The 23905-nt window shown below is 56.5% G+C and carries 20 protein-coding genes; 14 read left to right on the forward strand and 6 right to left on the reverse strand.

All coding sequences use genetic code 11. The features are described from left to right. Positions 1-3: 3 nt before the first annotated feature. Positions 4-258, reverse strand: a complete 255-nt coding sequence (locus ACXKZG_RS05680; RefSeq protein WP_013203423.1) for a YfhL family 4Fe-4S dicluster ferredoxin — start codon at positions 256-258, stop codon at positions 4-6. 57 nt (positions 259-315) lie between these two features. Next, positions 316-1155 carry a MurR/RpiR family transcriptional regulator gene (locus ACXKZG_RS05685; protein WP_013203422.1) on the reverse strand — a complete coding sequence of 280 codons (840 nt, stop codon included), beginning with the start codon at positions 1153-1155 and terminating at the stop codon, positions 316-318. Between the two features lie 196 nt (positions 1156-1351). Here ACXKZG_RS05685 and murQ point away from each other — a divergent pair, with 196 nt between their 5' ends. The 4 genes from murQ (at position 1352) to tadA (ending at position 4811) form a co-directional block, all read left to right on the forward strand. Then, entirely contained in the window at positions 1352-2251 is a 900-nt protein-coding gene (gene murQ / locus ACXKZG_RS05690) for an N-acetylmuramic acid 6-phosphate etherase (RefSeq protein WP_488875831.1), read from the forward strand. A gap of 3 nt (positions 2252-2254) precedes the next feature. After that, the gene (locus ACXKZG_RS05695; protein WP_488875832.1) at positions 2255-3613 is read left to right on the forward strand and encodes a PTS transporter subunit EIIC; all 1359 of its coding nucleotides are present in this window, start codon (positions 2255-2257) and stop codon (positions 3611-3613) included. Between the two features lie 3 nt (positions 3614-3616). After that, positions 3617-4255: a phosphatidylglycerophosphatase C gene (gene yfhb / locus ACXKZG_RS05700; RefSeq protein ID WP_041692099.1), complete on the forward strand. Its 639-nt coding sequence runs from the start codon at positions 3617-3619 to the stop codon at positions 4253-4255. Positions 4256-4325: 70 nt separating this feature from the next. Then, positions 4326-4811 (forward strand): tRNA adenosine(34) deaminase TadA, encoded by a 486-nt coding sequence (gene tadA, locus ACXKZG_RS05705; protein ID WP_231853721.1) that lies wholly within the window; start codon positions 4326-4328, stop codon positions 4809-4811. A 27-nt stretch (positions 4812-4838) separates the two neighbouring features. On the opposite strand, the gene mltF is transcribed toward tadA, so the two are convergent. After that, complete coding sequence (gene mltF / locus ACXKZG_RS05710) at positions 4839-6296, reverse strand: membrane-bound lytic murein transglycosylase MltF (RefSeq protein WP_013203417.1); 1458 nt, start codon at positions 6294-6296, stop codon at positions 4839-4841. A gap of 269 nt (positions 6297-6565) precedes the next feature. On the opposite strand from mltF, the gene purL reads away from it, so the two are divergent. From purL to glnB, 5 genes are all read left to right on the forward strand, one after another. Further along, positions 6566-10456, forward strand: a complete 3891-nt coding sequence (gene purL, locus ACXKZG_RS05715; protein ID WP_488875833.1) for a phosphoribosylformylglycinamidine synthase — start codon at positions 6566-6568, stop codon at positions 10454-10456. A 590-nt stretch (positions 10457-11046) separates the two neighbouring features. Beyond that, positions 11047-12477, forward strand: coding sequence for a sensor histidine kinase (locus tag ACXKZG_RS05720; protein ID WP_041692098.1), 1431 nt, complete (start codon positions 11047-11049; stop codon positions 12475-12477). After that, on the forward strand, positions 12477-13172 hold the full coding sequence (gene qseG / locus ACXKZG_RS05725) for a two-component system QseEF-associated lipoprotein QseG (RefSeq protein WP_338574063.1): 696 nt from the start codon (positions 12477-12479) through the stop codon (positions 13170-13172). The genes ACXKZG_RS05720 and qseG overlap by 1 nt, the downstream gene beginning before the upstream one ends. Further along, complete coding sequence (gene glrR, locus ACXKZG_RS05730) at positions 13169-14503, forward strand: two-component system response regulator GlrR (RefSeq protein WP_013203413.1); 1335 nt, start codon at positions 13169-13171, stop codon at positions 14501-14503. Before qseG ends, glrR begins: the two co-directional genes overlap by 4 nt. 142 nt (positions 14504-14645) lie before the next feature. After that, positions 14646-14984 (forward strand): nitrogen regulatory protein P-II, encoded by a 339-nt coding sequence (gene glnB / locus ACXKZG_RS05735; protein ID WP_013203412.1) that lies wholly within the window; start codon positions 14646-14648, stop codon positions 14982-14984. Between the two features lie 74 nt (positions 14985-15058). Here the strand turns inward: glnB and hmpA are convergent, their stop codons facing one another. Next, a complete protein-coding gene (hmpA, locus tag ACXKZG_RS05740) occupies positions 15059-16243 on the reverse strand; it encodes an NO-inducible flavohemoprotein (RefSeq protein WP_488875834.1) in 1185 nt (394 codons plus the stop codon). 256 nt (positions 16244-16499) lie between these two features. Here hmpA and glyA point away from each other — a divergent pair, with 256 nt between their 5' ends. Beyond that, positions 16500-17753 (forward strand): serine hydroxymethyltransferase, encoded by a 1254-nt coding sequence (glyA, locus tag ACXKZG_RS05745; protein ID WP_013203410.1) that lies wholly within the window; start codon positions 16500-16502, stop codon positions 17751-17753. Between the two features lie 124 nt (positions 17754-17877). After that, complete coding sequence (locus tag ACXKZG_RS05750; RefSeq protein WP_488875835.1) at positions 17878-19014, forward strand: 3-phenylpropionate MFS transporter; 1137 nt, start codon at positions 17878-17880, stop codon at positions 19012-19014. On the opposite strand, the gene csiE is transcribed toward ACXKZG_RS05750, so the two are convergent. After that, on the reverse strand, positions 19015-20283 hold the full coding sequence (csiE, locus tag ACXKZG_RS05755; RefSeq protein WP_134822574.1) for a stationary phase inducible protein CsiE: 1269 nt from the start codon (positions 20281-20283) through the stop codon (positions 19015-19017). Between the two features lie 138 nt (positions 20284-20421). On the opposite strand from csiE, the gene ACXKZG_RS05760 reads away from it, so the two are divergent. Beyond that, positions 20422-21069 (forward strand): DUF1007 family protein, encoded by a 648-nt coding sequence (locus ACXKZG_RS05760; RefSeq protein ID WP_105760862.1) that lies wholly within the window; start codon positions 20422-20424, stop codon positions 21067-21069. After that, positions 21060-22064: a nickel/cobalt transporter gene (locus tag ACXKZG_RS05765; RefSeq protein WP_488875836.1), complete on the forward strand. Its 1005-nt coding sequence runs from the start codon at positions 21060-21062 to the stop codon at positions 22062-22064. The genes ACXKZG_RS05760 and ACXKZG_RS05765 overlap by 10 nt, the downstream gene beginning before the upstream one ends. 65 nt (positions 22065-22129) lie before the next feature. Here ACXKZG_RS05765 and suhB read toward each other — a convergent pair whose 3' ends face one another. Next, positions 22130-22933, reverse strand: a complete 804-nt coding sequence (gene suhB / locus ACXKZG_RS05770) for an inositol-1-monophosphatase (protein ID WP_013203405.1) — start codon at positions 22931-22933, stop codon at positions 22130-22132. A gap of 118 nt (positions 22934-23051) precedes the next feature. Between suhB and trmJ the strand changes: the two genes are divergently transcribed. Further along, positions 23052-23780: a tRNA (cytosine(32)/uridine(32)-2'-O)-methyltransferase TrmJ gene (gene trmJ, locus ACXKZG_RS05775; protein ID WP_013203404.1), complete on the forward strand. Its 729-nt coding sequence runs from the start codon at positions 23052-23054 to the stop codon at positions 23778-23780. Positions 23781-23905: the final 125 nt, after the last annotated feature.

Consider the following 23905-nt stretch of genomic DNA (forward strand, 5'->3'; position numbering starts at 1 on the left):
CCTTTATCCCCCGTGATGCAACACCACAAATTTCTCCCACAGCAGCTCATTGCTTTCACGATGCGCGGGATCGGTGATGATGGTATTCACGATTGGGCAAACTTGCTGGCAGGTTGGCGTGTCGTAATGACCCACGCACTCGGTACAGCGATCGGCATCAATCTGGTAGATGCTGTCACCCATCGAAATGGCCTGATTGGGGCATTCCGGCTCGCACATGTCACAGTTAATGCATTTTTTTGTGATAAGCAGCGCCATAAGTCTCTCAATCAGTAACAGGATAAAGTGCGCGGGTATTATACGCCGCTGATGTTATCAGACCAGCTTTTTCACCAGCGCTTCGCTATGGCGGATATGGCTGGAGGCTCTTTCGGGATCGCGCTGCACCAGCGCCATAAACAGCAGATCGGTCAGCGTCAGCTGGGCGGTGGTTGAAGAGATGGCGGCGCTGCGGGTGGTTTGTTCTTCCGCCACCGTATACAGGCAATGCGTCGCGCACTGTTGCAAGGTATTCGGCGTGAAGCCGGTAAAGGCCAGCACATTGGCGCCCGCCCGCTGCGCTTCCTGCGCGGCCAGGTTAATCTCGCGCCGTTCGCCGGTATAAGAGATTGCTAACAGCAGATCGCCGGGATTCAACGCCTGCACGCTGGCCAGCAGCGCATGCATATCCTGTTCTGCCACCGCGTTAATACCGATTTTCATCAGCTTCCAGGAGAAGTCCTTCGCCACCAGGCCGGAAGCCCCAATGCCCACCAACACAATGCGGTTGGCGCTGCGGATCAGCCGCAACGTCTCCAGCAGCATCTCTTCACTGTTGATATCAAGGGTGGCGCGGATCGCCGACTGCTTTTCCGTCAGCAACTTCTCGCCGACCAGTTTTAGCGGGTCATCGCTGAGAATCAGGTTGTGCACGGTGATGGCATCTTTATCTGCCAGCGATTCGCTGAGCGCCAGCTTCAGTGCGGGGAAACCTTTATATCCGAGCTTTTGAGCAAACTTCACCACGCTCGACTGGCTGACACCCGACTCCTCCGCCAGCTTCTGCGAGCTGAGATGACGTGCACGATCCGGCTGCGACAGCAGAAAATCGGCCAGACGCCGTTCGTTCATGGCCAGGGACGGATACAGCTGGCGAATACGCAGCAGGGAACTCATCGGTCTACCTCTAAATAAAAATGCCAACAGCTTGAATTCTATGGACAGATAATAGCTTGCTGTACGATAAGCGGTAAGTTTATCGGCACATTTATCACAATCCATGATTAAAATTAGGTAATTTCTGTTTTGCAGTGAATATAATATTCAAAATTTACTCTATTTTTAAGAATTAAAAATTCATAAGTGAGGAAACATGGATCTTGGCGCACTGGTTTCAGAAACGCGTAACCCAGAGACGATGGATTTGGACAACCTGTCCACGCTTGAGATGGTCACAAAGTTTAATCAACAGGATGCCACCGTGGCCGAGGCGGTGCGGCTGACCTTGCCGGACGTGGCCAAAGCGGTGGATGCTGCGGCGGCGTCGTTATCGGCGGGTGGGCGGCTGATTTATCTGGGGGCCGGCACCAGCGGGCGTCTGGGCGTGTTGGATGCGTCTGAATGCCCGCCAACCTTTGGCGTCCCGCACGGTCTGGTGGTCGGACTGATTGCCGGTGGTCCGGGTGCGTTGCTGAAAGCGGTTGAAGGTGCGGAAGATAATGCGCAGCTGGGCGTCAGCGATCTGCAGGCGCTGGAACTCAAGCCGCAAGATATGGTGGTCGGTATTGCCGCTTCCGGCCGCACACCGTATGTGATTGGCGCACTGCGTTACGCCCGCCAGCAGGGCTGCCATACCGCAGCGGTCTCCTGCAATCCCGCGTCACCGATCGCCCATGAAGCCGAAATTGCTATTTCCCCGGTGGTGGGCCCGGAAGCCCTGACCGGTTCGACGCGTCTGAAATCGGGTACCGCGCAGAAGCTGGTGCTCAACATGATTTCAACCGGCGCGATGGTGCGAATTGGCAAGGTGTACCAGAACCTGATGGTGGACATGCAGGCGACCAACATCAAGCTGGTGGATCGCGCCTGCCGCATGGTGTGTCAGGCCACCGGCTGCTCAGCCGAAGAGGCGGAAACGGCCCTGAAGCAAACCCAGTACGAGGTAAAAACCGCCATTCTGATGGTGCTGAGCGGCCTCGCGGCTGACCAGGCCAAAAGTTTGTTAACCAGGCATAAAGGATTCCTGCGCGCAGCGCTTCAGGACAGGGGATAGGCGATGGATAAGGCGATGACGCTGGCTGGCCACCTGTTGCAGGGGATCGGCGGGGAGGAGAACATCACCCGGCTGGAAAACTGCATGACAAGAGTACGTATTGAAGTGAATGACGATGCGCGTCTGGATCTGACCCGACTACGTCAGCTCGACGGCGTGAAGGGATACGTCAAGCAGGGAAGCCAGCATCAGTTCATCGTCGGGCCGGGTGCCGCGGCTAAGGTGGTGGAGGCGATGCGCAGTCTGATGGCTTCCGCGCCGTCTCAACCGCAGGCGATCGATCGGACCAAGGCGCAGGTGAAGCAAAAGTACAAAGCGCCGATGAGCGACGCATTGCGCCAGTTGGCCAACGTTTTTATCCCGCTTATTCCGGCATTCATCGCCTCCGGCTTGATAACCGGCATCATCAACATTGTTAAACGCCCGGATATCATCGGGGATTTTGCCACTCATTATCCCAATTTGTTAGGTCTGGCGGCGATTTTCGGCAGCACCATTTTCACCATCATGAACATTCTGGTTGGGGTCAATACCGCCAGAGTGTTTGGCGGTTCGATCGCCCTAGGCGGAGTGATGGCAGGGATCCTTTCCACTCCGGCGCTGGCGCAAATCAGTTTGTTTGGTGAAAATCTGCAACCCGGCCGGGGTGGGGTCATTGCCGTGCTGCTAGTGGTTGTGCTGATGTGCTGGATTGAAAAAAAGCTGCGGCAGTGGCTACCAGAAGCACTGGAGCTGATCCTTAACCCACTTCTGACTACACTTATCACGGCAACGCTGGCGATTGTGGCATTACAGCCGCTTGGCGGGATCATGTCTGATGCGATTGCGCACGGCGCAACCCTGGCCATCGATCGCGGTGGCATTCTGGTCGGTGCGCTACTGGCGGGCACGTTCCTGCCGTTGGTGTTAACCGGTTTGCATCAGGGCATGGTGCCGATTCATGTTGAGCTGGTTCAGGCGCATGGCTACAACGCGCTGCTGCCAATTCTGGCAATGGCCGGGGTAGGGCAAGTGGGCGCTTCACTGGCGGTATTGCTGAAAACCCGCAATGCGCGACTCAAAAAGCTGGTGAAGGGGGCGCTTCCGGTGGGGATTTTGGGTATTGGCGAGCCGTTGATCTTCGGCGTCACACTGCCTTTAGGCCGGCCATTTATTGCCGCCTGTCTGGGCGGTGCGGTCGGCGGCGCGGTGATCGGTTATGCCAAGGTGGCGACGGTGATTACTTTTGGTATTTCGGGTCTGCCGCTGGCGCTCACTATCATCTCTGGTAAGGTAATGCTCTATCTCGCAGGGTGGCTTGCCGCGGTAGTCTGCGGTTTTCTCTTTGCCTGGTTTATGGGATTCAATGACCCTGAGGAGTAATTTTTGATAACTGGTCAGGAACGACGCGTGGTGTTTTTTGATTTAGACGGCACGCTGCATCAGCAGGATATGTTCGGCACCTTTATGCGCTATTTACTGAAGCGCCAGCCGTTGAACCTGCTATTGGTGGTGCCGTTGCTGCCGGTGATTGGCGCCGGTTTACTGATAAAGGGACGGGCGGCACGCTGGCCGATGAGCCTGCTGCTGTGGTCGATCACCTTTGGCCACAGCGAGGAAAGCCTGACGGCGAAGGAAAATGCCTTTGCGCAGTGGTTCCGTCAGCGCGTCACGGCCTTCCCGGTGGTTCAGCAACGGCTGACGGACTATCTGAACAGCTCGGATGCGGACGTCTGGTTAATCACCGGTTCACCGCAACGGCTGGTGGAGCAGGTCTATTTTGACTCGGCTTTCCTGCCGAAGGTAAAGCTGATCGCCAGCCAGATGAGCCGCGGTTTCGGTGGCCGGGTGCTGTCGATGCGCTGCCTGGGGCATGAAAAAGTGGCCCGGCTGGAAGAGAAGATAGGCACGCCATTGCAGCTTTACAGCGGCTACAGCGACAGTAAGCAGGATAACCCGCTGCTGTTCTTCTGCCAGCACCGCTGGCGCGTCACGCCGCAGGGCGAGCTGCAACAGCTTGAGTAAAACAGGTATACTGTGCCGCGTTTTTTAGCTGGAGACTCAGGTGAGCGACAAAGTAAGCGATGAATTCTGGATGCGCCATGCTCTGATGCTGGCGCGTCGTGCCTGGGAAGAGGGTGAAGTGCCGGTCGGTGCGGTGTTGGTACAGGGCGATAAGGCGATTGGCGAAGGCTGGAACCGCCCGATTGGCCACCATGATCCCACTGCGCATGCCGAGATTATGGCGCTGCGTCAGGGTGGGAAAGTGCTGGAAAACTATCGGCTGCTGGACACCACGCTGTACGTCACGCTGGAGCCTTGCGTGATGTGCGCCGGGGCGATGGTGCATGGACGGATCGGCAGGCTGGTGTTTGGCGCAAGGGATGAGAAAACCGGCGCAGCAGGATCGCTGATCGACGTGTTGGGCCACGCAGGCATGAACCATCAGGTTAAGGTGGAAGAGGGGATGCTGGCGGAAGAGTGCGCGGGCATGCTGAGTGATTTCTTCCGTCACCGTCGCGCAGAAAAAAAGGCACTGCGCCTGCAACAACGCGAGCAGGCTGCCGAAGACGACCAGTAAGTTGCGGCCTGTCGCCCCGGAATGCCGTTAGTTCAGCGCAATTTTAGGGGCCACAGCCGGATAGCCTTCCCCCATCTCGGCTTCATAAGCCGCCTGCTGTGCCAGCTTCCGCTCCTGATCCTGCAAATAGCCCACCAGGCTTATCTGATACAGCCGGATGTTTTCCACGTAGTTATAGGCTTCCTGACCACGGGCATAGCCATAGTTGGTCTGACTGTAATAGCGTTTCTGGCTCAGCATCGGCAAACGCAGCTTCACATCTGCCCAGCTATCCGGATTTCCCTTCTGTTTTTCCGTCAGCTTACGGGCATCCAGCATATGGGCATAACCCATGTTATAGGCCGCCAGAGCAAACCAAATCTTCTCATCGTCTGGGATGGTTTGCGGCACTTTTTCCATCATTCGCACCAGATATTCACTGCCGCCACGGATGCTTTGCTCGGGATCGGTGCGGTCACTGACGTTCAGACTTTCAGCCGTGTTGCGGGTCAGCATCATCATGCCGCGCACGCCGGTCGGGGAGGTTGCCTGAGGATTCCAGTGCGACTCCTGATAGGAAATCGCCGCCAGTAAACGCCAGTCGATTTCGCTGGCATACTTTTCAAACAGCGGGCGAATATCCGGCAGCGTGCCATCAATGGCGCGCAGGAAGGTGCGGGTATCGACATAATCGAAGGTCCCCACGTGGCCGAGGTACTTCTCATCCAGACGGGCCATCGCGCCTTCTTCACCCATCTGATTAAAGTAGTCGAGCATCGCTGCATTCAGGCTGTCGTCCTGATCGCGCTGCATATACCAGGTAATCGGCTCTTCATCGGTAATATCAAAGGCGACCGCCAGCTGCGGATGGATGCGCTGGAGCAGGGCGATCGACACGGAATCCCCCACCGTGTAATCCAGTTTGCCATCGGCCACCGCTTCCAACAGGGTGTTCGGGCTCTGATCGGTCGAAATCGCCCAATCCAGATCGGGATACTGATTCTGCTTAATGCCGCGCAGGGTGGAAAGGTAGGCAGAGTCGGAAGCGACGGTCAGTCGGCCATGCAGCTCACCGAGGTTTTTTGGGCGTGGCTTACCCATCCGGTAAACCAGTTGCTGGGATACGGAGTAATAAGTGGGGCCAGTACGAAAGCGCGATTGACGTTCGCCGCTGTAAATTAAGCCTGCGGCCAGCACGTCAGCTTTATCATCTTCCAGGTCGTCAAACAGGTCACTGAGGTTTTGCCGGACGGTGATCTGCAGCTTCACGCCAAGATAATCAGCGAAGCGTTTCGCCAGCTCATAGTCCATTCCGGCTGGGGCTTTATTAATGGTGTAGTAAGTCAGCGGGGAAGTTAACGTGCTCACACGCAAAACTCCCCGTGATTTTATCTGCTCTATCTGGTCCTGTTGACCCCCGTACCAGGGGATCGATGGCCACAGTGCCAACGCAAGCAGCACGGTAACCAGGCCGATGAAAAGATAATTAATTTTCAGGCGTTTCAAATGGTTATCTCTCGATTGCTCTCAGGTTCTGTCTGTAACGGCAGTATTTGATGTCTATAATGGTTCCTGAGCGTGGGGCATTTTGCGCAACTCGGTGCCCCTGCGCAACTGAATTCGACCTGAATTGTGTGAATTTCAGCCAATTCCCTGGTGCGATTTATTCTGCGCAAACGGTTTCGTAACCGGTGGGGATTCTCTATAATACCGCCCGCTTTCCCTGTTGCGCCCAAAGAAGCGTCGCCCGGCGCTTCGAAGACGAGAGATCTTTGATGATGGAAATTCTGCGTGGTTCGCCCGCTCTGTCGGCATTTCGTATTACTAAATTGCTGGCCCGCTTTCAGGACGCTCACCTGCCGGTGAGTGACATTTACGCTGAGTACGTCCATTTTGCTGACGTCAGCACGCCTCTGGCTGCTGATGAAAAAGCCCGTTTACAGCGCCTGCTGAAGTACGGTCCCTCTCTCGCGGAACATACGCCGGAAGGGCGCCTGATTCTGGTGACACCACGTCCGGGAACCATTTCGCCGTGGTCGTCTAAAGCGACCGACATCGCGCACAACTGCGATCTGCCTCAGGTGCTTCGTCTGGAGCGCGGTCTGGCTTTCTATGTTAAGGCCCCACAGCTGACCGACGCCCAGTGGTCGTTGCTGGCTGCGCTGCTGCATGACCGCATGATGGAAGTGGTCCTCAGCGATTTGAACCAGGCTGAACAGCTGTTTGCTCATCACCAGCCTGCTCCGCTGCAAAGCGTCGACGTGCTGGGTGAAGGCCGTGACGCGCTGGATAAAGCCAACCGTAAGCTGGGTCTGGCACTGGCCGATGATGAAATAGACTACCTGCTGGCGGCCTTTGAAAAACTCGGGCGCAACCCGAACGACATCGAGCTGTATATGTTTGCCCAGGCGAACTCCGAGCACTGTCGTCATAAAATCTTTAACGCCGACTGGATTATCGACGGCGAGCAGCAGCCAAAATCGCTGTTCAAGATGATCAAAAACACCATGGAGAAGACCCCGGACCACGTGCTGTCTGCCTATAAAGATAACGCCGCGGTGATGGAAGGTTCTCAGGTGGGCCGTTTCTATGCGGACGCAGAAAAAGGGCAGTACGACTTCCATCAGGAAGAAGCGCACATTCTGATGAAGGTCGAAACCCATAACCACCCGACGGCAATTTCGCCATGGCCGGGTGCGGCAACCGGTTCAGGCGGTGAAATCCGTGATGAAGGCGCAACCGGACGTGGCGCGAAACCGAAAGCGGGTCTGGTTGGCTTCTCGGTTTCTAACCTGCGTATCCCTGGTTTTGAACAGCCGTGGGAAGAAGACTTCGGCAAACCTGACCGCATCGTCACCGCGCTGGATATCATGACCGAAGGCCCATTGGGCGGCGCGGCATTTAACAACGAATTTGGCCGTCCTGCGCTGAATGGCTACTTCCGTACCTATGAAGAGCAGGTCAACAGCCATAACGGCGTGGAGCTGCGCGGTTACCACAAGCCGATCATGCTGGCTGGCGGCATCGGCAACATCCGTGCTGACCATGTGCAGAAAGGCGAAATCACCGTCGGTGCCAAGCTGATCGTGCTGGGTGGCCCGGCGATGAACATTGGTTTGGGCGGCGGTGCAGCCTCTTCCATGGCTTCCGGCCAGTCTGATGCCGATCTGGATTTTGCTTCGGTACAGCGCGACAACCCAGAAATGGAACGTCGTTGCCAGGAAGTGATCGACCGCTGCTGGCAGCTGGGTGAAGACAACCCGATTCTGTTTATCCACGACGTGGGTGCAGGCGGTCTTTCTAACGCGATGCCTGAACTGGTCAGCGACGGCGAGCGCGGCGGTCGCTTCAACCTGCGTGACATTCTTAACGACGAACCGGGCATGACCCCGCTGGAAGTCTGGTGTAACGAGTCCCAGGAACGCTACGTGATGGCGGTTGCGCCAGAGAAGCTGGAACTGTTTGCCGAACTTTGTAAGCGTGAACGTGCGCCATTCGCGGTGATTGGCGAAGCCACCGAAGAGATGCATCTGTCTCTGGAAGACAGCCACTTCGATAACAAGCCTATCGATATGCCGCTGGACGTGCTGCTGGGTAAAACCCCGAAAATGACCCGCGATGTCACCACGCTGAAAGCGCAGGGTGAGCCGCTGATCCGCGACAGCATAACGGTTGCGGATGCGGTAAACCGTGTTCTGCACCTGCCTGCGGTCGCTGAGAAGACCTTTCTGGTGACCATTGGCGACCGTTCGGTGACCGGTATGGTTGCGCGCGATCAGATGGTCGGTCCATGGCAGATCCCGGTGGCGAACTGTGCGGTGACCACGGCCAGCCTCGACAGCTACTACGGTGAAGCGATGGCGCTGGGCGAACGTGCGCCGGTTGCCCTGCTGGACTTTGCCGCATCCGGCCGTCTGGCGGTGGGTGAAGCGTTGACCAACATTGCCGCCACGCAGATTGGTTCGCTGAAGCGCATCAAGCTTTCGGCTAACTGGATGGCCGCAGCCGGTCACCCGGGCGAAGATGCCGGTTTATATGAAGCGGTGAAAGCGGTTGGCGAAGAACTTTGTCCGGCGCTGGGCATTACTATCCCGGTGGGCAAAGACTCCATGTCGATGAAGACCCGCTGGCAGCATGGCACCGAACAGCGTGAAATGACCTCACCAATGTCGCTGGTGATCACCGCGTTTGCCCGCGTGGAAGACGTGCGCCGCACCGTAACGCCTCAGCTGCAGCCGCAGCAGGATAACGCGCTGCTGTTAATCGACCTCGGCAAAGGCATCAATGCGCTGGGCGCCACGGCGCTGTCACAGGTTTATCGTCAGCTGGGCGACAAGCCGGCAGACGTGCGTGACGCGCAGCAGCTGGCAGGCTTCTTCAACGCCATGCAGGTGCTGGTGGCGGATGGCAAACTGCTGGCTTACCACGACCGTTCAGACGGTGGTTTGCTGGTCACGCTGGCTGAAATGGCCTTTACCGGTCACTGCGGTGTTGAAGCGGATATCGCTGCGCTGGGTAACGATTCACTGGCCGCGCTGTTCAACGAAGAGCTGGGTGCCGTGATTCAGGTGGCTGCGGCAGACCGTGCTCAGGTTGAGCAGGTGTTTGCTCAACACGGTCTGGCTGACTGTGTGCACGTCCTTGGCAAGGCCGTTCAGGGCGATCGTTTCGTGATCACCTCTGGCGACTCTGCGGTGTACAGCGAAAGCCGCACCACGCTGCGTACCTGGTGGGCAGAAACCACCTGGCAGATGCAGCGTCTGCGTGATAACCCGGACTGTGCCGATCAGGAACACGAGGCCAAGAAAAACGACCAGGATCCAGGCCTGAACGTGGCGCTGACCTTTAAGCCAGAAGAAGATATCGCCGCGCCATACATCGCGACCGGTGCGCCTCCGAAAGTTGCCGTGCTGCGTGAGCAGGGCGTTAACTCCCACGTTGAAATGGCGGCCGCGTTCCACCGCGCCGGTTTTGATGCGGTTGACGTGCACATGAGTGACCTGCTGGCAGGACGCCGTGGTCTGGAAGCGTTCCAGACGCTGGTTGCCTGTGGCGGCTTCTCTTATGGTGACGTGCTGGGCGCAGGCGAAGGTTGGGCGAAGTCGATTTTGTTCAACTCCCGCGTGCGTGATGAGTTCGAAACCTTCTTCCACCGTCCGCAAACGCTGGCGCTGGGCGTCTGTAACGGGTGTCAGATGATGTCCAACCTGCGCGAACTGGTGCCGGGAAGCGAAGCCTGGCCGCGCTTTGTGCGCAACCAGTCCGAGCGCTTTGAAGCCCGTTTCAGCCTGGTGGAAGTGGCGGCAAGCCCATCACTGATGCTGGAAGGCATGGTGGGTTCGCGTATGCCAATTGCGGTATCGCACGGTGAAGGCTTCGTGGAAGTGCGTGATGATGCGCATCTGGCGACGCTGGAGCACAAAGGTCTGGTGGCATTACGCTTCGTTGACCACTTCGGTAAGGTGACTCAGCAGTACCCGGCGAACCCGAACGGTTCACCAAACGGTATTACCGCGGTGACCAACGAAAGCGGTCGCGTGACCATCATGATGCCGCACCCGGAACGTGTGTTCCGTACGGTGAGCAACTCATGGCACCCGGAAGAGTGGGGCGAAGACAGCCCGTGGATGCGGATCTTCCGCAACGCGCGCAAACAACTCGGCTAAGTCGGGTTTACAGGGCAACCCTCCGGGGTTGCCCTTTTACGTTCTGACCACCTGTTGCAAAATTGCGACAGTGGCCTGTTGGCACTGTCGCCAATAAGTGACATCTAAGTTATTGATTTCACTCACTCGCTGAGTTTTATCCGAATAACGTTTCTATTCAGCGACAGTTTCTTTTGACCATCAGGTCCGGAACGTGCTGACTCCGGTTACCTCGAATTTATTTTTGTTATAGAAATCATTGTGTTAATCATTAATTTTAAAGTTGGCACAACTATTGCTAATATACCTGCAGTGGCTCATTCACTTGGTTACGACAGCCCTGCGAAAGCGGTCAAGCGCTTCATAACAACCCGAATGACGCACAATACGGTGCCTGCCGTCCACCAAACCGATACAGTCCACTTTGTGGCTCTATCAAGCTTCGGACGCAACGTTGAGTTAGGCACCACCTAATTTTCTGTGATGACGGATGTCCTCACAGCGTGAATGGCAGATTCTATGAATCTGCCATTTTTCGTTTTGGATCCAGGGCTTTCTTCCCGCGCGTCACTCAGCTAGCATCGTTGCAGCGTGCAAAATGAGAAACTCTTGTGAAAAAATGGCGTCTATTTCCCCGTTCCCTTCGTCAACTGGTATTAATGGCCTTTCTGCTGGTGCTGCTGCCCTTGCTGGTGCTGGCCTGGCAGGCATGGGAAAGCCTGTCTGCGCTGAGCGAAAGGGCGGCGGATACCAACCGCACTACGCTGACTGACGTTCGTCGCAGTGAAGCGATGGCGCGAACCGCGCTGGAACTGGAGCGTAGCTATCGCCAGTACTGCGTGCTGGACGATCCGATGCTCGCCAACCTCTATCAGACCCAGCGCACCAAATACGCGCAGATGCTTGATGCCCAATCCTCCGTACTGCCCGACAGCCGGATTGCCACCACGCTGCATAACGCCTTGGGCCAGCTGGTAAAGATCAGCTGTGATAACAGCAATCCAGTGAAGGCCGCTTCCGACGCGCTGGAGGCGTTCTCGACGGCAAATGCGCAGCTGGTTCAGTCGACGCGCGAAGTGGTTTTCTCGCGCGGTTTACAACTTCAGCGCGAAATTGCCGAACGCGGCCAGTATTTCGGCTGGCAAGCGCTGATATTGTTCTTACTGAGCCTGGGATTGGTGCTGCTGTTTACCCGAATGATTATCGGCCCGGTCAAGGCGGTTGAGAGAATGATTAACCGGCTGGGCGAGGGCAGACAGCTTAGCCACAACCTGGCGTACAAAGGCCCGCGTGAATTGCGCTCGTTAGGGCAACGGATCCTGTGGCTGAGCGAACGGCTTGCATGGCTGGAATCCCAGCGCCATGAGTTTTTGCGTCATATTTCTCATGAGCTAAAAACCCCTCTGGCCAGTATGCGTGAAGGCACCGCGCTGTTAGCGGACGAAGTGGTGGGCACCTTAACGCCGGACCAGCAGGAAGTGGTCAGCATCCTCGATCAAAGCAGCCGCCATTTGCAGCGGCTGATCGAGCAGCTGCTGGACTACAACCGCAAGCTGTCTGAAGCCCCGGTGGCGATGGGCGAGGTGCAGCTGGATCCGTTGATCAACGGCATCGTCAGTTCGCACAGCCTGACCGCCAGAGCTAAAATGATGCAGACTGAAGTGACGCTACCGGTTGCGGCCTGTCGCGCTGACGCCACGCTGCTGGCGCGGGCCATCGATAATCTTTACTCGAATGCGATACATTACGGCGGAGAATCCGGTACCATCTGGATCCGCAGCCGCCAGCAGGGGCGCAAGGTGCTGATCGAGGTCGCAAATACCGGCAGCACCATCCCTGAAGGCGAGAGAAAAATGATCTTTGAGCCTTTCTTCCAGGGCAACCAGCAGCGCAAAGGCGCCGTAAAGGGCAGCGGACTTGGGCTGAGCATCGCCAGGGACTGTATCCATCGCCTGCAGGGCGATCTGCAACTGGTTAACAGTGAAGCGGAAGAAGTCTGTTTTCGTATCGAACTTAACGCCATCGTCGGGAATGCCCAATAATGAGAACCCTCCCTGTTTCCGCTGTGGTCGCCATCGCTATGCTGTTGGCGGCATGCAGCAGCAAAGCCCCCGATCCGGCCATGACCATCAACGGTAAACCGCTAACCGAACCCGAAATCAAAATCGTCAATTTCCAGCTGATTGACTGCAACCGCTTATGGGACATCGACAGTGACACGGCGCTGAACAGTTCACTGTACTGGTTACGGGCGATGGATTGTGCGGTGCGTCTTTCCCCGGCTGAAGCCCGTGAAGAAGCCCGGCGCTGGTCAACGGATAACTGGCAAAGCGCCTTCAAACAGGGCGTATTGCTGAATAATGGCAACGTCACGCCGGTCGAACGGCGGCAATATATGGCGCGGCTGGACACCTTCAGTGCCGACTATCCTTCTTCGCTGCGTCCACTTATTCAACTGTGGCGAGACGATCAGATGGGGTTGCTGCAACTGTCGGAAGAGAGAACCCGCTACCACCATCTGCAGCAAAGCAGTGATGCCGAGCTGGATGCGTTGCGCCAGCACCAGTTGGCGTTAACTAACGAACTCAGCGTGACCCGTCGTAAGCTGGAGTCACTGACCGACATTGAACGCCAGCTCTCATCCCGCCGTTCTCCGGATGCGGCCGATAGCAGCCACACCGATAAGAGCGACGGAAGCACGCCGGCCACAACACCCGAGGATGCTGCGCAGCCATGATAAAGAAATCAGCCAATCTGCTGCTGGTGGACGACGATCCCAGCCTGTTAAAACTGTTGGGAATGCGTTTGAGCAGCGAAGGCTTTAGCGTGCAAACGGCCGAAAGCGGGCCGGAAGCGCTGCGATTGCTGCAAAGGGAGAAGATCGACCTGGTGATCAGCGATCTGCGGATGGACGAAATGAATGGCGTCGAGCTGTTTAACGAAATCCAAAAGCAGCAGCCTGGCATGCCGGTGATCATTCTTACCGCCCACGGTTCAATACCTGAAGCGGTCTCCGCCACCCAGCAGGGCGTGTTCAGCTTTCTGACCAAACCCGTCGACCGCGATGCGCTTTACAGTGCTATCGATCAGGCGTTGGCCCACCGCGCGCCCGCCAGTGATGATGCCTGGCGCGAAAGCATTGTGACCCGCAGCCCGGTAATGCTGCGCTTGCTAGAACAGGCCAGAATGGTCGCTCAGTCGGATGTCAGCGTGCTGATCAATGGCCAGAGCGGCACCGGCAAGGAGATCCTCGCCCAGGCGATCCATGCCGCCAGCCCAAGAGCCGGCAAAGCCTTTATCGCCATTAACTGCGGTGCCTTGCCTGAGCAGTTGCTGGAATCGGAGCTGTTTGGTCACGCCAAAGGGGCCTTTACCGGCGCGGTCAGCCAGCGTGAAGGCCTGTTTCAGGCAGCCGAAGGCGGCACGCTGTTTCTCGATGAAATCGGCGATATGCCACAGGCGTTGCAGGTGAAATTGCTGCGCGTGTTGCAGGAGCGCAAGGTGCGTCCGCTCGGCAGTAACCACGATCAGGACATTAACGTGCGCATCCTATCGGCAACGCACCGCGATCTGCCGAAAGCGATGGAAAAGAAAGAGTTCCGTGAGGATCTCTTCTACCGCCTGAACGTGGTTAACCTGAAAATTCCCGCGCTGCATGAGCGTTCAGAAGACATTCCGCTGCTGGCGAATCATCTGTTGAAGCAGGCGGCCGAGCGGCACAAACCCTTTGTGCGCAGTTTCTCGACCGACGCGATGAAGCGACTGGTGGCCGCCAGCTGGCCGGGGAATGTCCGTCAGCTGGTCAACGTGATCGAACAGTGTGTGGCGCTGAGTTCGGCACCGGTGATTGGTGAAGCGCTGGTTGAACAGGCGCTGGTGGGCGAAAATACCGCGCTCCCGACCTTTGTGGAAGCGAGAAACCAGTTCGAACTCAATTATTTACGCAAGCTGCTGCAAATGACCAAAGGCAACGTCACCCATGCCGCACGTCTGGCCGGGCGCAACCGCACGGAATTCTATAAGCTGTTATCCCGCCACGAGCTGGATGCCTCTGATTTTAAAGAGTAGTTTTTTTGTGCCGCTTCACGGCTGAGATATGTTAGCTTAAGCACGCTGAAAAAGAGACAGACCGCGCAGCGGGAGCTGTCCGTTGCACGTATACTGAACAGAGATTACTCTCCGGCCGCGGAGAGAATGAAAAGGGTCTGCCATGAAAAAGATTGATGCCATTATCAAACCGTTCAAACTCGACGATGTGCGTGAAGCACTGGCCGAAGTAGGGATTACTGGAATGACCGTGACTGAAGTGAAAGGCTTTGGTCGTCAGAAAGGACACACCGAGCTTTATCGTGGTGCGGAATACATGGTCGATTTTCTGCCGAAGGTGAAGATTGAGCTGGTTATCGCTGACGATATCGTCGATACCTGCGTCGAAGCCATCATGCGTACCGCGCAGACCGGCAAAATTGGCGATGGCAAAATCTTTGTCTTTGATGTGGCACGCGTGGTGCGTATTCGTACCGGTGAGGAAGACGAAGAAGCGATCTGATTTTTTGCCTCTCCCGTCTGGCCCATCACATCGCCGTCCTTTACAGGGCGGCGATGTCGTTTCTGGCTGACCGATCACAGCACCTTGTGCGGACCAAACACTTCGTAATGGATGCGGGCGCTGTCAATGCCCAGCGTCACCAGCTGTTGCGCCACCTGCTGCATAAAGCCTAACGGCCCACAAAGGTAGTAATGACCTGTCGGATCGCTAAGCTGGCTCTCCAGCGGCAGTAAATTCATCACGCCGGCGCTGTCGAAACGTCCGGCATCCTGCGGCAGCGGATCGCGATACCACAGGTGCTGCGAAAAGTTGGGCAGACGTTGTGCTGAAGCCGCCACCTCCTCACCAAACGCATGCCTGTTGCCATTATCGGCAGCATGGAACCACTGCACGCGGGCAGGATGCTGCTGAGAGGCCAGCACATCCAGCATCGCCAGCATCGGCGTCTGGCCGACGCCGGCGGAGATCAGGGTGACCGGTGTCTCGGGAGAGACATCCAGCAAGAAGTCACCCGCCGGTGCGGCCAGTCTCAGCTCATCACCGACCTGTGCATGCTGGTGCAGCCAGCCAGACACCGTGCCGCCCGGTTCATGACGCACGGCAATGCGATAATCCCGGCCATTGGGCGCGCGGGTCAGCGAATACTGGCGGATCTCCTGATTGGCAAAACGCTTATCTTGCAGCCAGACGCCAAGATACTGACCCGCCTGATAATCCGCCACCGGCTGACCATCGGTTGGGCTGAGAATAAAGCTTTTGATCACCTCGCTTTGCGGCTCAAGGGCGCTGATGCGAAACGCCCTCGGCGTACGCCAGCCGCCCACTTTTTCCTCGGCCTGCTGATAAAGCTGTTCTTCCCGCTGAATAAACACGCCCGCCAGTACGCCATAGGCTTTGCCCCAGGCATCCAGCACCTCGTCGCCCGGACTGAGCATTTCATCAAGGGTTGCCAGCAGATGCTGGCCGACAATCTGATACTGCGCGGGCTGAATGGCGAAGCTGGTGTGCTTCTGCGCAATCTTTTCCACGGCGGGCAGCAGGGCAGCCAGATTTTCAATATTGCTGGCATAGGCGCAGATGGCGTTAAACAGCGCTTCACGCTGATTGCCGTTGCGCTGATTGCTCATATTAAAAATCTCTTTCAACTCGGGGTTATGAGTAAACATTCGGTCATAGAAATGGGCGGTCAACGCCGGGCCGGTCGCCAGCAGGGCAGGAATGGTGGCTTTCACAGTGGCAATGGTTTTTGCGTCTAACATAGGTGAACTCCCTTGAGGGCTTAAACATGTATTTTAAATGCATCTTATAACTTATAAACACGCATTGTAAATACACCTTTAAGTGGCGGGGGCATCATTTGGTTAGGCAACCCTCGCCAGTCCTGAAGCCAATCGATTGCGTAAAAAGGGCGCTTTGTGGCTACCCCTAAGCAGGTAAAACAGTTTACACTGTTGGCCTTCGCCCAAACGGGCCGATCGATACCGATTATTTTGTTAGCTGAGTCAGGAGATGCGGATGTTAAAGCGTGATATGAATATTGCCGATTATGATGCCGAGTTATGGCAGGCAATGGAGCAGGAAAAAGTGCGTCAGGAAGAGCACATTGAACTGATTGCTTCTGAAAACTACACCAGTCCGCGTGTTATGCAGGCGCAAGGTTCTCAGCTGACCAACAAATATGCCGAAGGCTATCCGGGCAAGCGCTACTACGGTGGCTGTGAGTATGTGGATATCGTTGAGCAGCTGGCTATCGATCGGGCGAAAGCGCTGTTCGGTGCCGATTATGCGAACGTGCAGCCACACTCAGGTTCCCAGGCGAACTTCGCCGTCTACACCGCGCTGCTGCAGCCGGGCGACACCATTCTGGGGATGAACCTGGCACACGGTGGTCACCTGACTCACGGTTCCCCGGTTAACCTGTCGGGTAAGCTGTATAACGTCGTGCCTTACGGCATCGATGAAACCGGCAAAATCGATTACGACGATCTGGCGGCGCAGGCACAGAAGCATAAACCAAAAATGATCATCGGTGGCTTCTCCGCGTACTCCGGTCTGTGCGACTGGGCGAAAATGCGTGAAATCGCTGATAGCATCGGTGCCTGGCTGTTTGTTGATATGGCGCACGTTGCCGGTCTGATCGCAGCGGACGTTTATCCTAACCCACTCCCGCATGCACACATCGTTACCACCACCACCCACAAAACCCTGGCGGGTCCGCGTGGCGGCCTGATCCTGGCGAAGGGCGGCGACGAAGACCTGTACAAGAAGCTGAACTCTGCTGTCTTCCCTGGCGGCCAGGGCGGCCCGCTGATGCACGTGATTGCCGGTAAAGCGGTCGCACTGAAAGAAGCGATGGAGCCTGAGTTCAAGGTGTACCAGCAGCAGGTGGCTAAAAACGCTAAAGCGATGGTTGAGGTGTTCCTGGAGCGTGGCTACAAAGTGGTTTCTGGTGGCACGCATAACCACCTGTTCTTGCTGGACCTGGTTGATAAAAACCTGACCGGTAAAGAAGCGGATGCCGCGCTGGGTCGCGCCAACATCACCGTTAACAAAAACAGCGTACCAAACGATCCGAAGAGCCCGTTTGTGACTTCAGGTATTCGTATTGGTTCTCCTGCAGTTACCCGCCGTGGCTTCAAAGAAGCTGACGTCCGCGAGCTGGCTGGCTGGATCAGCGACATTCTGGACAACGTCGCGGATGAAGGCACTCAGGAACGTGTGAAGAAGCAGGTTCTGGAAATCTGCGCACGCTTCCCGGTTTACGCATAACGCTGCGTTACCCCTTTCCCTCGCGAAAGGGGATCCGGAACACATTAACGGGACAATACTGTCCCGTTAATTAATCTTAGGCCTGACCTCTGAGAAAGTAGCGCGCACTTTTGTCGGAGGGAACATGGCGATTCGTTCAGCTTACTGGCTCGGTCTGGGCTATTTCACGTACTTCTTTGCCTATGGCGTCTGGCTTCCTTTCTGGGGAGTGTGGCTGAAAGACTCTGGCCTGCAGCCAGAGAAAATTGGCCTGCTGCTGGGCTGCGGCATGATCGCCCGATTCCTCGGCAGCCTGATCATCGCCTCAAGAGTCACCAATCCTTCGCAACTGATTACCGCGCTTCGCCTGCTGGCGGTGCTGGCGTTATGCTTTGTGCTCAGCTTCTGGATCAGCACTTCGTGGATCTGGCTGCTGCTGGTGATGATTGGCTTCAACCTGTTCTTCTCGCCGCTGGTTCCGCTCAGCGATGCGCTGGCAGCGACCTGGCAAAAGCAAATATCAATGGCCTATGGCCCGGTTCGCCTGTGGGGCTCGCTGGCGTTCGTTATCAGCTCGGCGCTGACCGGCGTGCTGGTCAATGCTTTCTCTTATCAGGCGATACTGGTGATGTTGTGTATCGGCGTTGCCGCGATGTTTGCTGGCATGCTGTTACGGCCATCCGTGCTGCCTACAGGCAATGCGAAGCAGACCGAAACGGCCGGATGGGCTGACTGGAAGCGATTGCTGCAGGAAAATGCCGTCAGGCGGTTCCTGCTGTGCGTAACGCTGATGCAGGGCGCGCATGCCGCCTATTACGGCTTCAGCGCCATCTGGTGGCAGGAAGCCGGCTACTCAGCCAGCGTCGTCGGCTATCTCTGGTCGCTGGGCGTGGTGGCCGAAATCATTGTCTTTGCCTCCAGCAACCGACTGTTCCGTCGCTGGGGCGCGCGCGACCTGCTGTTGCTGTCAGGGATTTGTGCGCTGGTCCGCTGGAGCCTGATGGCATCAACCACCGCGCTACCCTGGCTGATTGTGGCGCAGATCCTGCACTGCGGCAGCTTCACCGTTTGTCATCTGGCGGCGATGCGTTTTATTGCCACCCGCGAGGGAGGAGAGGTGATCCGTCTGCAGTCGGTTTATTCGGCGCTGGCGATGGGGGGCGGTATTGCGGTGATGACCATGATTTGCGGCGTGCTGTTCAAGCATCTGCACGGCGGCGTCTTCTGGGTGATGGCGATGGTGGTGATACCTGCGCTGTTCCTGCGGCCGAAGGTCGCCTGATCACGACTCCAGCAGCTGCCGGATGCGCTGTTGCTGATGAGGTTGCAGCGGCAGCTCGGCATGAATTAACGGCGGCGAGTAGAGAGGAAGCGGTGTGGCGTACGGAGTAATCACCAGCGCAATGCCCTTAGGCGCACTGCTGCGTTGATACTCGGCCACATCCAGGTATTTGATATTCAGTGGCAGCAGCGTCAGCTCGCGCACCTGTTGCTCAACTTCCCGCTCCAGCGCCTCATCCTTGCCGGTAAGCAGCAAAACCTGCTTCTCCTGCAGCGCACTTTCCTGCATCAGCCAGGCGCCAAAAATTATCGCAATCAGCCCCATCTCTTCCTGCGAGAAGGTCAGCTGATACTGCTGCTCGAATTCCGCTACCGCGGCCTGGGTGGTTCGCAACAGCTTTGGATACAGGCGGGTCACTTCCTCAGTCAGGCTGTTATCAATGCCGACACCAAACAGCGAGCGTTCCAGCGCCTGGGCCAGATGGGTATAAAGCTGGTCGGCCAGCCCCTTATCATCACTGAAGCGCATGCCCGAAAGCTGCTGAAAGCGATCGATTAACTGGCGCACCGCGTCCAGCAGTTGATGTTCATAATCATGGTGGGCATCATCAGCGCTGGGTGCGTGCATCTGACTGAACAGCAGGGCAAACAGCCAGGTTTCACTGCCATCGGGGGCCGTTTTACAGCGTTTTTGCCAGTGACGAACCACTTCCTCCGCCACCTGATGTTCGATTTTTGCCGCCAGCCAGCTTTGCTGCGCGTCATTGAATTCCGTGCGTGATTGCCGGCACAGTGAATGCTGCATTAGCAGTTGCAAGAATTGGCGATCCCGCTCGGTGAACTGGCGTGCGAGCTTCTGGCCGCAATGTTGCACCAACGCCAGAAGGTTTCGCTCATCATAAAGCACCTTCTCTATCTGCTTCTGTTTGAGCTGCTGCTTAACGTGCGGGGCAAAATGTTGCTGCACAAAATCCGGTGTCAGCCGCAATGCCCGACGTAACCAGTGAAACAGGCACAACCGCTGGTCCAGTTCCGCACCGCTTATCTGCCACTTCCCCGCGGCATCCTGATGCAGGGCGAGGCGGTGATAGCGCTGGATTTCTGCTTCGACCTCCGCTATATCTTGCCGGGTAACCGACCGATCCACCCCGTTAATCTGACTCATCACCTCAAGAGTCACGGGAAGTTCAGGGAGATAAAGCAATAAAAGCAGATGACAATGACGCTGCGGACTGGAGAAAGCTGAAGGCTCGGGTGAGGGTAAACTCATCGTCGGCAATCCCAGTGAAAAGTAACATCGCTAAGCATAGCGTGATTGCTGCCGGTGGCAGCGTGGTGCGGCCAGTTTTATTTATAGCTTTCTAGGCAGGTCACAGAATTTTTGCCTGAACAGCAGAGGGAATTGAATTTGTTACATTATAACATTATTGTTGGGCGGCTAATCGGGGCATTATGCCTGTGTCTGGCACCGCACGCGTGGGCCCATCCGCACAGCTTTATTGATATGCAGGCAACGCTAGTGCATCAGGACGATAAGATCACTGGCCTGAAAATGCATTGGGTGATGGATGAGATTACCTCGGCCGATCTGCTGTACGACGCCGGCAAGGCCAAACCCGATTCGGTGGTCTGGAAAAAGCTGGCGGCAGAGGTGATGGCCAACGTGCTCGGACAGCATTATTTCAGTGAGTTCTGGCATCAGGGCAAACCGGTGAAGTTCGATAACTTACCGCCGGAATACCATCTTTCCAGGCAGGGGAACAAGGCGGTGCTGGACTATGTTTTACCGCTGGGCGAACCGCAGCCGCTGGCCGGCCAGACGTATGTCTTTACCACCTTTGACCCGAGTTACTTCGTTGATATGTATTACGATTCCGAAAAGTCCCTACACATTCCCCCTGAGCTGGCGCAGCGCTGTACCTTCACCCTGAAAACGCCGAAACCAGATGCGTCGATGCAGGCCTATGCGCTGTCGCTGGATAAAGCCGACGCGCCGCCAGAGGATATGGATTTGGGGCAACAGTTCGCGCAGACGGTGACCCTGACATGTCAGTAAATGCCATAACTCCCCGGCCGCAACGTGGCTGGCTGCAGGCGTGGCCGCTCTACGTTGTGCTGCTGCTGTTTATTGCCGCAGGTTTCACTGTCTGGCAACACTGGCCGCAGATCCTGTTGCAAAGCATTCTGTGGCAGAAAACGCTGCATCAACAGATGACCGCGTTGCTGCAGCAGGTGGCCAGCCATCCGCATCAGGCGGGGTTGGCGCTGATGGGATTTAGCCTGATGTATGGCGTGCTGCATGCGCTGGGGCCGGGGCATGGCAAGGTGGTGATCGCGACGTTTCTTGCCACGCATCCGACGAAAGTTAAAACCAGTTTGCAGCTGACGCTGGCCGCAGCGGTGGTTCAGGGCGGGGTGGCCATCCTGCTGGTCACCGTGATGCTGGTGGTGCTCGGCCTCTCATCCCGCCAGCTGCATCTCAGCAGTTACTGGCTGGAGAAGGGCAGTTATCTGATGGTCGCCGGACTGGGCCTCTGGCTTTGCTGGCGCGCGCTGCGCAAAATCTGGCAAGCCTTACGGCCCATGCCAGCGATGAAGATTCAACGGATCGTGCCGGTAGGGCATCAACACAGCGACAGCTGTGGTTGCGGGCATCAGCATGTGCCGGACAGCCAGATGCTGGATAAAGCGGTCAATGGCAAAACCAAAGCGATCGTGGTGCTTTCGATGGGATTGCGCCCTTGTTCAGGGGCGATCATGATGCTGCTGTTTTCAAAAGTGATCGGTGTTTATGGCTGGGGCGTGCTGTCGGCATTGGCGATGGCGGTGGGCACGGCATTAACCGTTTCGGCGATGGCCTTGCTGGTGCAGGTTTCCAGAGCGCTGGCGCTAAAACTCAGCCGTGGCGCCTCTCCGGCGGGCTGGCAGAAGGTCGGCTGGTCAGGATTGTCGTTGGTGGGAGGCGTGCTGCTGGTCGCGGTCGGCATCATGCTGTGGCTGAGCGCCACGCCGGCGATGTCCGGCGGCATAAGACCGATGTTTTTAGGCTAATCTGAAAGCAAAAAAGGCGGAGCTGAGCTCCGCCTTTTTGTCACTGAACGATCCCGACCGGGAACCTAGCGCTTCAGCGCTTCGCTCAGTTCTTCACGCATGTTAGCCAGCATCGCTTTAACGACGCGTGGGTTGCCCGCAACGATGTTGCCGGAGGTCAGGTAACCGTGTGCACCAACAAAGTCAGTCACCAGGCCGCCTGCTTCACGCACCAGCAGTTCACCGGCCGCGAAATCCCATGGCTTCAGGCCAATTTCAAAGTAACCGTCAACACGGCCAGCTGCCACGTAGGCCAGATCCAGGGCAGCAGAACCGCTACGACGGAAATCCGCACACTGGGTGAACAGCTTGCCTACGATGTTGATGTAAGGCGTGGCGTGCTGCTTCAGCTTGAATGGGAAGCCGGTTGCCAGGATGGTGCCATCCAGGTCGCGAGCGGTGCTGCCGCGCAGGCGGTAACCGTTTAACTGCGCGCCCTGTCCACGAACGGCGCTGAACAGCTCATTGCGCATTGGATCGTAAACGACGGCGACTTCAGTGCGGCCTTTAATGCGCACGGCGATAGAAACAGAGAAATGAGGAAGGCGTTTGATGTAGTTAGTGGTGCCATCCAGTGGATCGATAACCCATTGTACATCCTCGTCTTCACCGGCTAATTCACCACTCTCTTCGGTAATAATGGTGTGCTTCGGATAGGACTTGCGAATCACCTCAATAATCAGGCGCTCAGCGTCGCGATCAACATTGGTAACGAAGTCGTTGGTGCCTTTCTGGCTCGCTTCGACAGCGTCCGGGGTTTCGTAATTCTTGACGATTAAATTTCCGGCCTTGCGCGCAGCGCGCACGGCAATGTTGAGCATTGGATGCATCGTTATCTCTCACTGGATGTTAAAGAACGGGAAAACGGCGCGGATTATAGCAGGGAGATCGTAAAATGTCCTGAAAATATGATAGCATCCTCAAATTATCTCACTGACCTGAACTCCTATGCTGCAAAACATCCGAATCGTGCTGGTTGAAACCTCTCACACCGGCAACATGGGATCCGTCGCCCGCGCGATGAAAACCATGGGACTGACCAACCTTTATCTGGTTAACCCTCTCGTCAAGCCTGACTCCCAGGCTATCGCCCTGGCGGCGGGTGCCAGCGATGTGATCGGCGAAGCCCACATTGTTGACACCCTCGATGAAGCCCTGGCCGGCTGTAGTCTGGTTGTTGGCACCAGTGCCCGCTCCCGTTCGCTGCCGTGGCCGATGCTGGATCCGCGCGAATGCGGGATCAAAAGCGTGCAGGAAGGTCAGCAGGCGCCGGTCGCGCTGGTCTTTGGCCGCGAGCGCGTGGGTCTGACTAATGAAGAACTGCAGAAATGTCACTACCACGTGGCAATCGCCGCTAACCCGGAATACAGCTCGCTGAACCTGGCGATGGCGGTGCAGATCATCGCTTATGAAGTGCGTATGGCGTTTTTACAGTCGCAGGAAACCGTGCAGCCAGAGTACGAAGAGTCGCCATATCCGCTGGTCGATGACCTTGAGCGCTTCTATCAGCATATGGAACAGATGATGACCCACAGCGGCTTTATCCGTGAAGGCAGCCCTGGCCAGGTGATGAGTAAAATGCGTCGCCTGTTCACTCGAGCCCGCCCGGAGCGCGATGAACTGAATATTCTGCGCGGCATGCTCTCTTCGCTGCAAAAGCCAAAGGGCGAAAAGTAGACTATTTTACCCCCCGGTTTGCGGGGGTAATAGTTGACTAAAACGGTTGGTTAAATAGTTGAGTGTTTTACTAGGTTAAATACTTGACCAATTTAGTCGGGAATGGCAGACTTCAGGCATATTTT

It is taken from the genome of Erwinia sp. 2186 (assembly GCF_057812255.1).

What these genes read in the sequence shown, in the direction of transcription:
- ACXKZG_RS05680 (WP_013203423.1), bottom strand. Translation starts at nt 258, where the DNA reads ATGGCGCTGCTTATCACAAAAAAATGCATTAACTGTGACATGTGCGAG.
- ACXKZG_RS05685 (WP_013203422.1), bottom strand. Translation starts at nt 1,155, where the DNA reads ATGAGTTCCCTGCTGCGTATTCGCCAGCTGTATCCGTCCCTGGCCATG.
- murQ (WP_488875831.1), top strand. Translation starts at nt 1,352, where the DNA reads ATGGATCTTGGCGCACTGGTTTCAGAAACGCGTAACCCAGAGACGATG.
- ACXKZG_RS05695 (WP_488875832.1), top strand. Translation starts at nt 2,255, where the DNA reads ATGGATAAGGCGATGACGCTGGCTGGCCACCTGTTGCAGGGGATCGGC.
- tadA (WP_231853721.1), top strand. Translation starts at nt 4,326, where the DNA reads ATGCGCCATGCTCTGATGCTGGCGCGTCGTGCCTGGGAAGAGGGTGAA.
- purL (WP_488875833.1), top strand. Translation starts at nt 6,566, where the DNA reads ATGATGGAAATTCTGCGTGGTTCGCCCGCTCTGTCGGCATTTCGTATT.
- qseG (WP_338574063.1), top strand. Translation starts at nt 12,477, where the DNA reads ATGAGAACCCTCCCTGTTTCCGCTGTGGTCGCCATCGCTATGCTGTTG.
- glrR (WP_013203413.1), top strand. Translation starts at nt 13,169, where the DNA reads ATGATAAAGAAATCAGCCAATCTGCTGCTGGTGGACGACGATCCCAGC.
- glnB (WP_013203412.1), top strand. Translation starts at nt 14,646, where the DNA reads ATGAAAAAGATTGATGCCATTATCAAACCGTTCAAACTCGACGATGTG.
- hmpA (WP_488875834.1), bottom strand. Translation starts at nt 16,243, where the DNA reads ATGTTAGACGCAAAAACCATTGCCACTGTGAAAGCCACCATTCCTGCC.
- glyA (WP_013203410.1), top strand. Translation starts at nt 16,500, where the DNA reads ATGTTAAAGCGTGATATGAATATTGCCGATTATGATGCCGAGTTATGG.
- ACXKZG_RS05750 (WP_488875835.1), top strand. Translation starts at nt 17,878, where the DNA reads ATGGCGATTCGTTCAGCTTACTGGCTCGGTCTGGGCTATTTCACGTAC.
- csiE (WP_134822574.1), bottom strand. Translation starts at nt 20,283, where the DNA reads ATGAGTTTACCCTCACCCGAGCCTTCAGCTTTCTCCAGTCCGCAGCGT.
- ACXKZG_RS05765 (WP_488875836.1), top strand. Translation starts at nt 21,060, where the DNA reads ATGTCAGTAAATGCCATAACTCCCCGGCCGCAACGTGGCTGGCTGCAG.
- suhB (WP_013203405.1), bottom strand. Translation starts at nt 22,933, where the DNA reads ATGCATCCAATGCTCAACATTGCCGTGCGCGCTGCGCGCAAGGCCGGA.
- trmJ (WP_013203404.1), top strand. Translation starts at nt 23,052, where the DNA reads ATGCTGCAAAACATCCGAATCGTGCTGGTTGAAACCTCTCACACCGGC.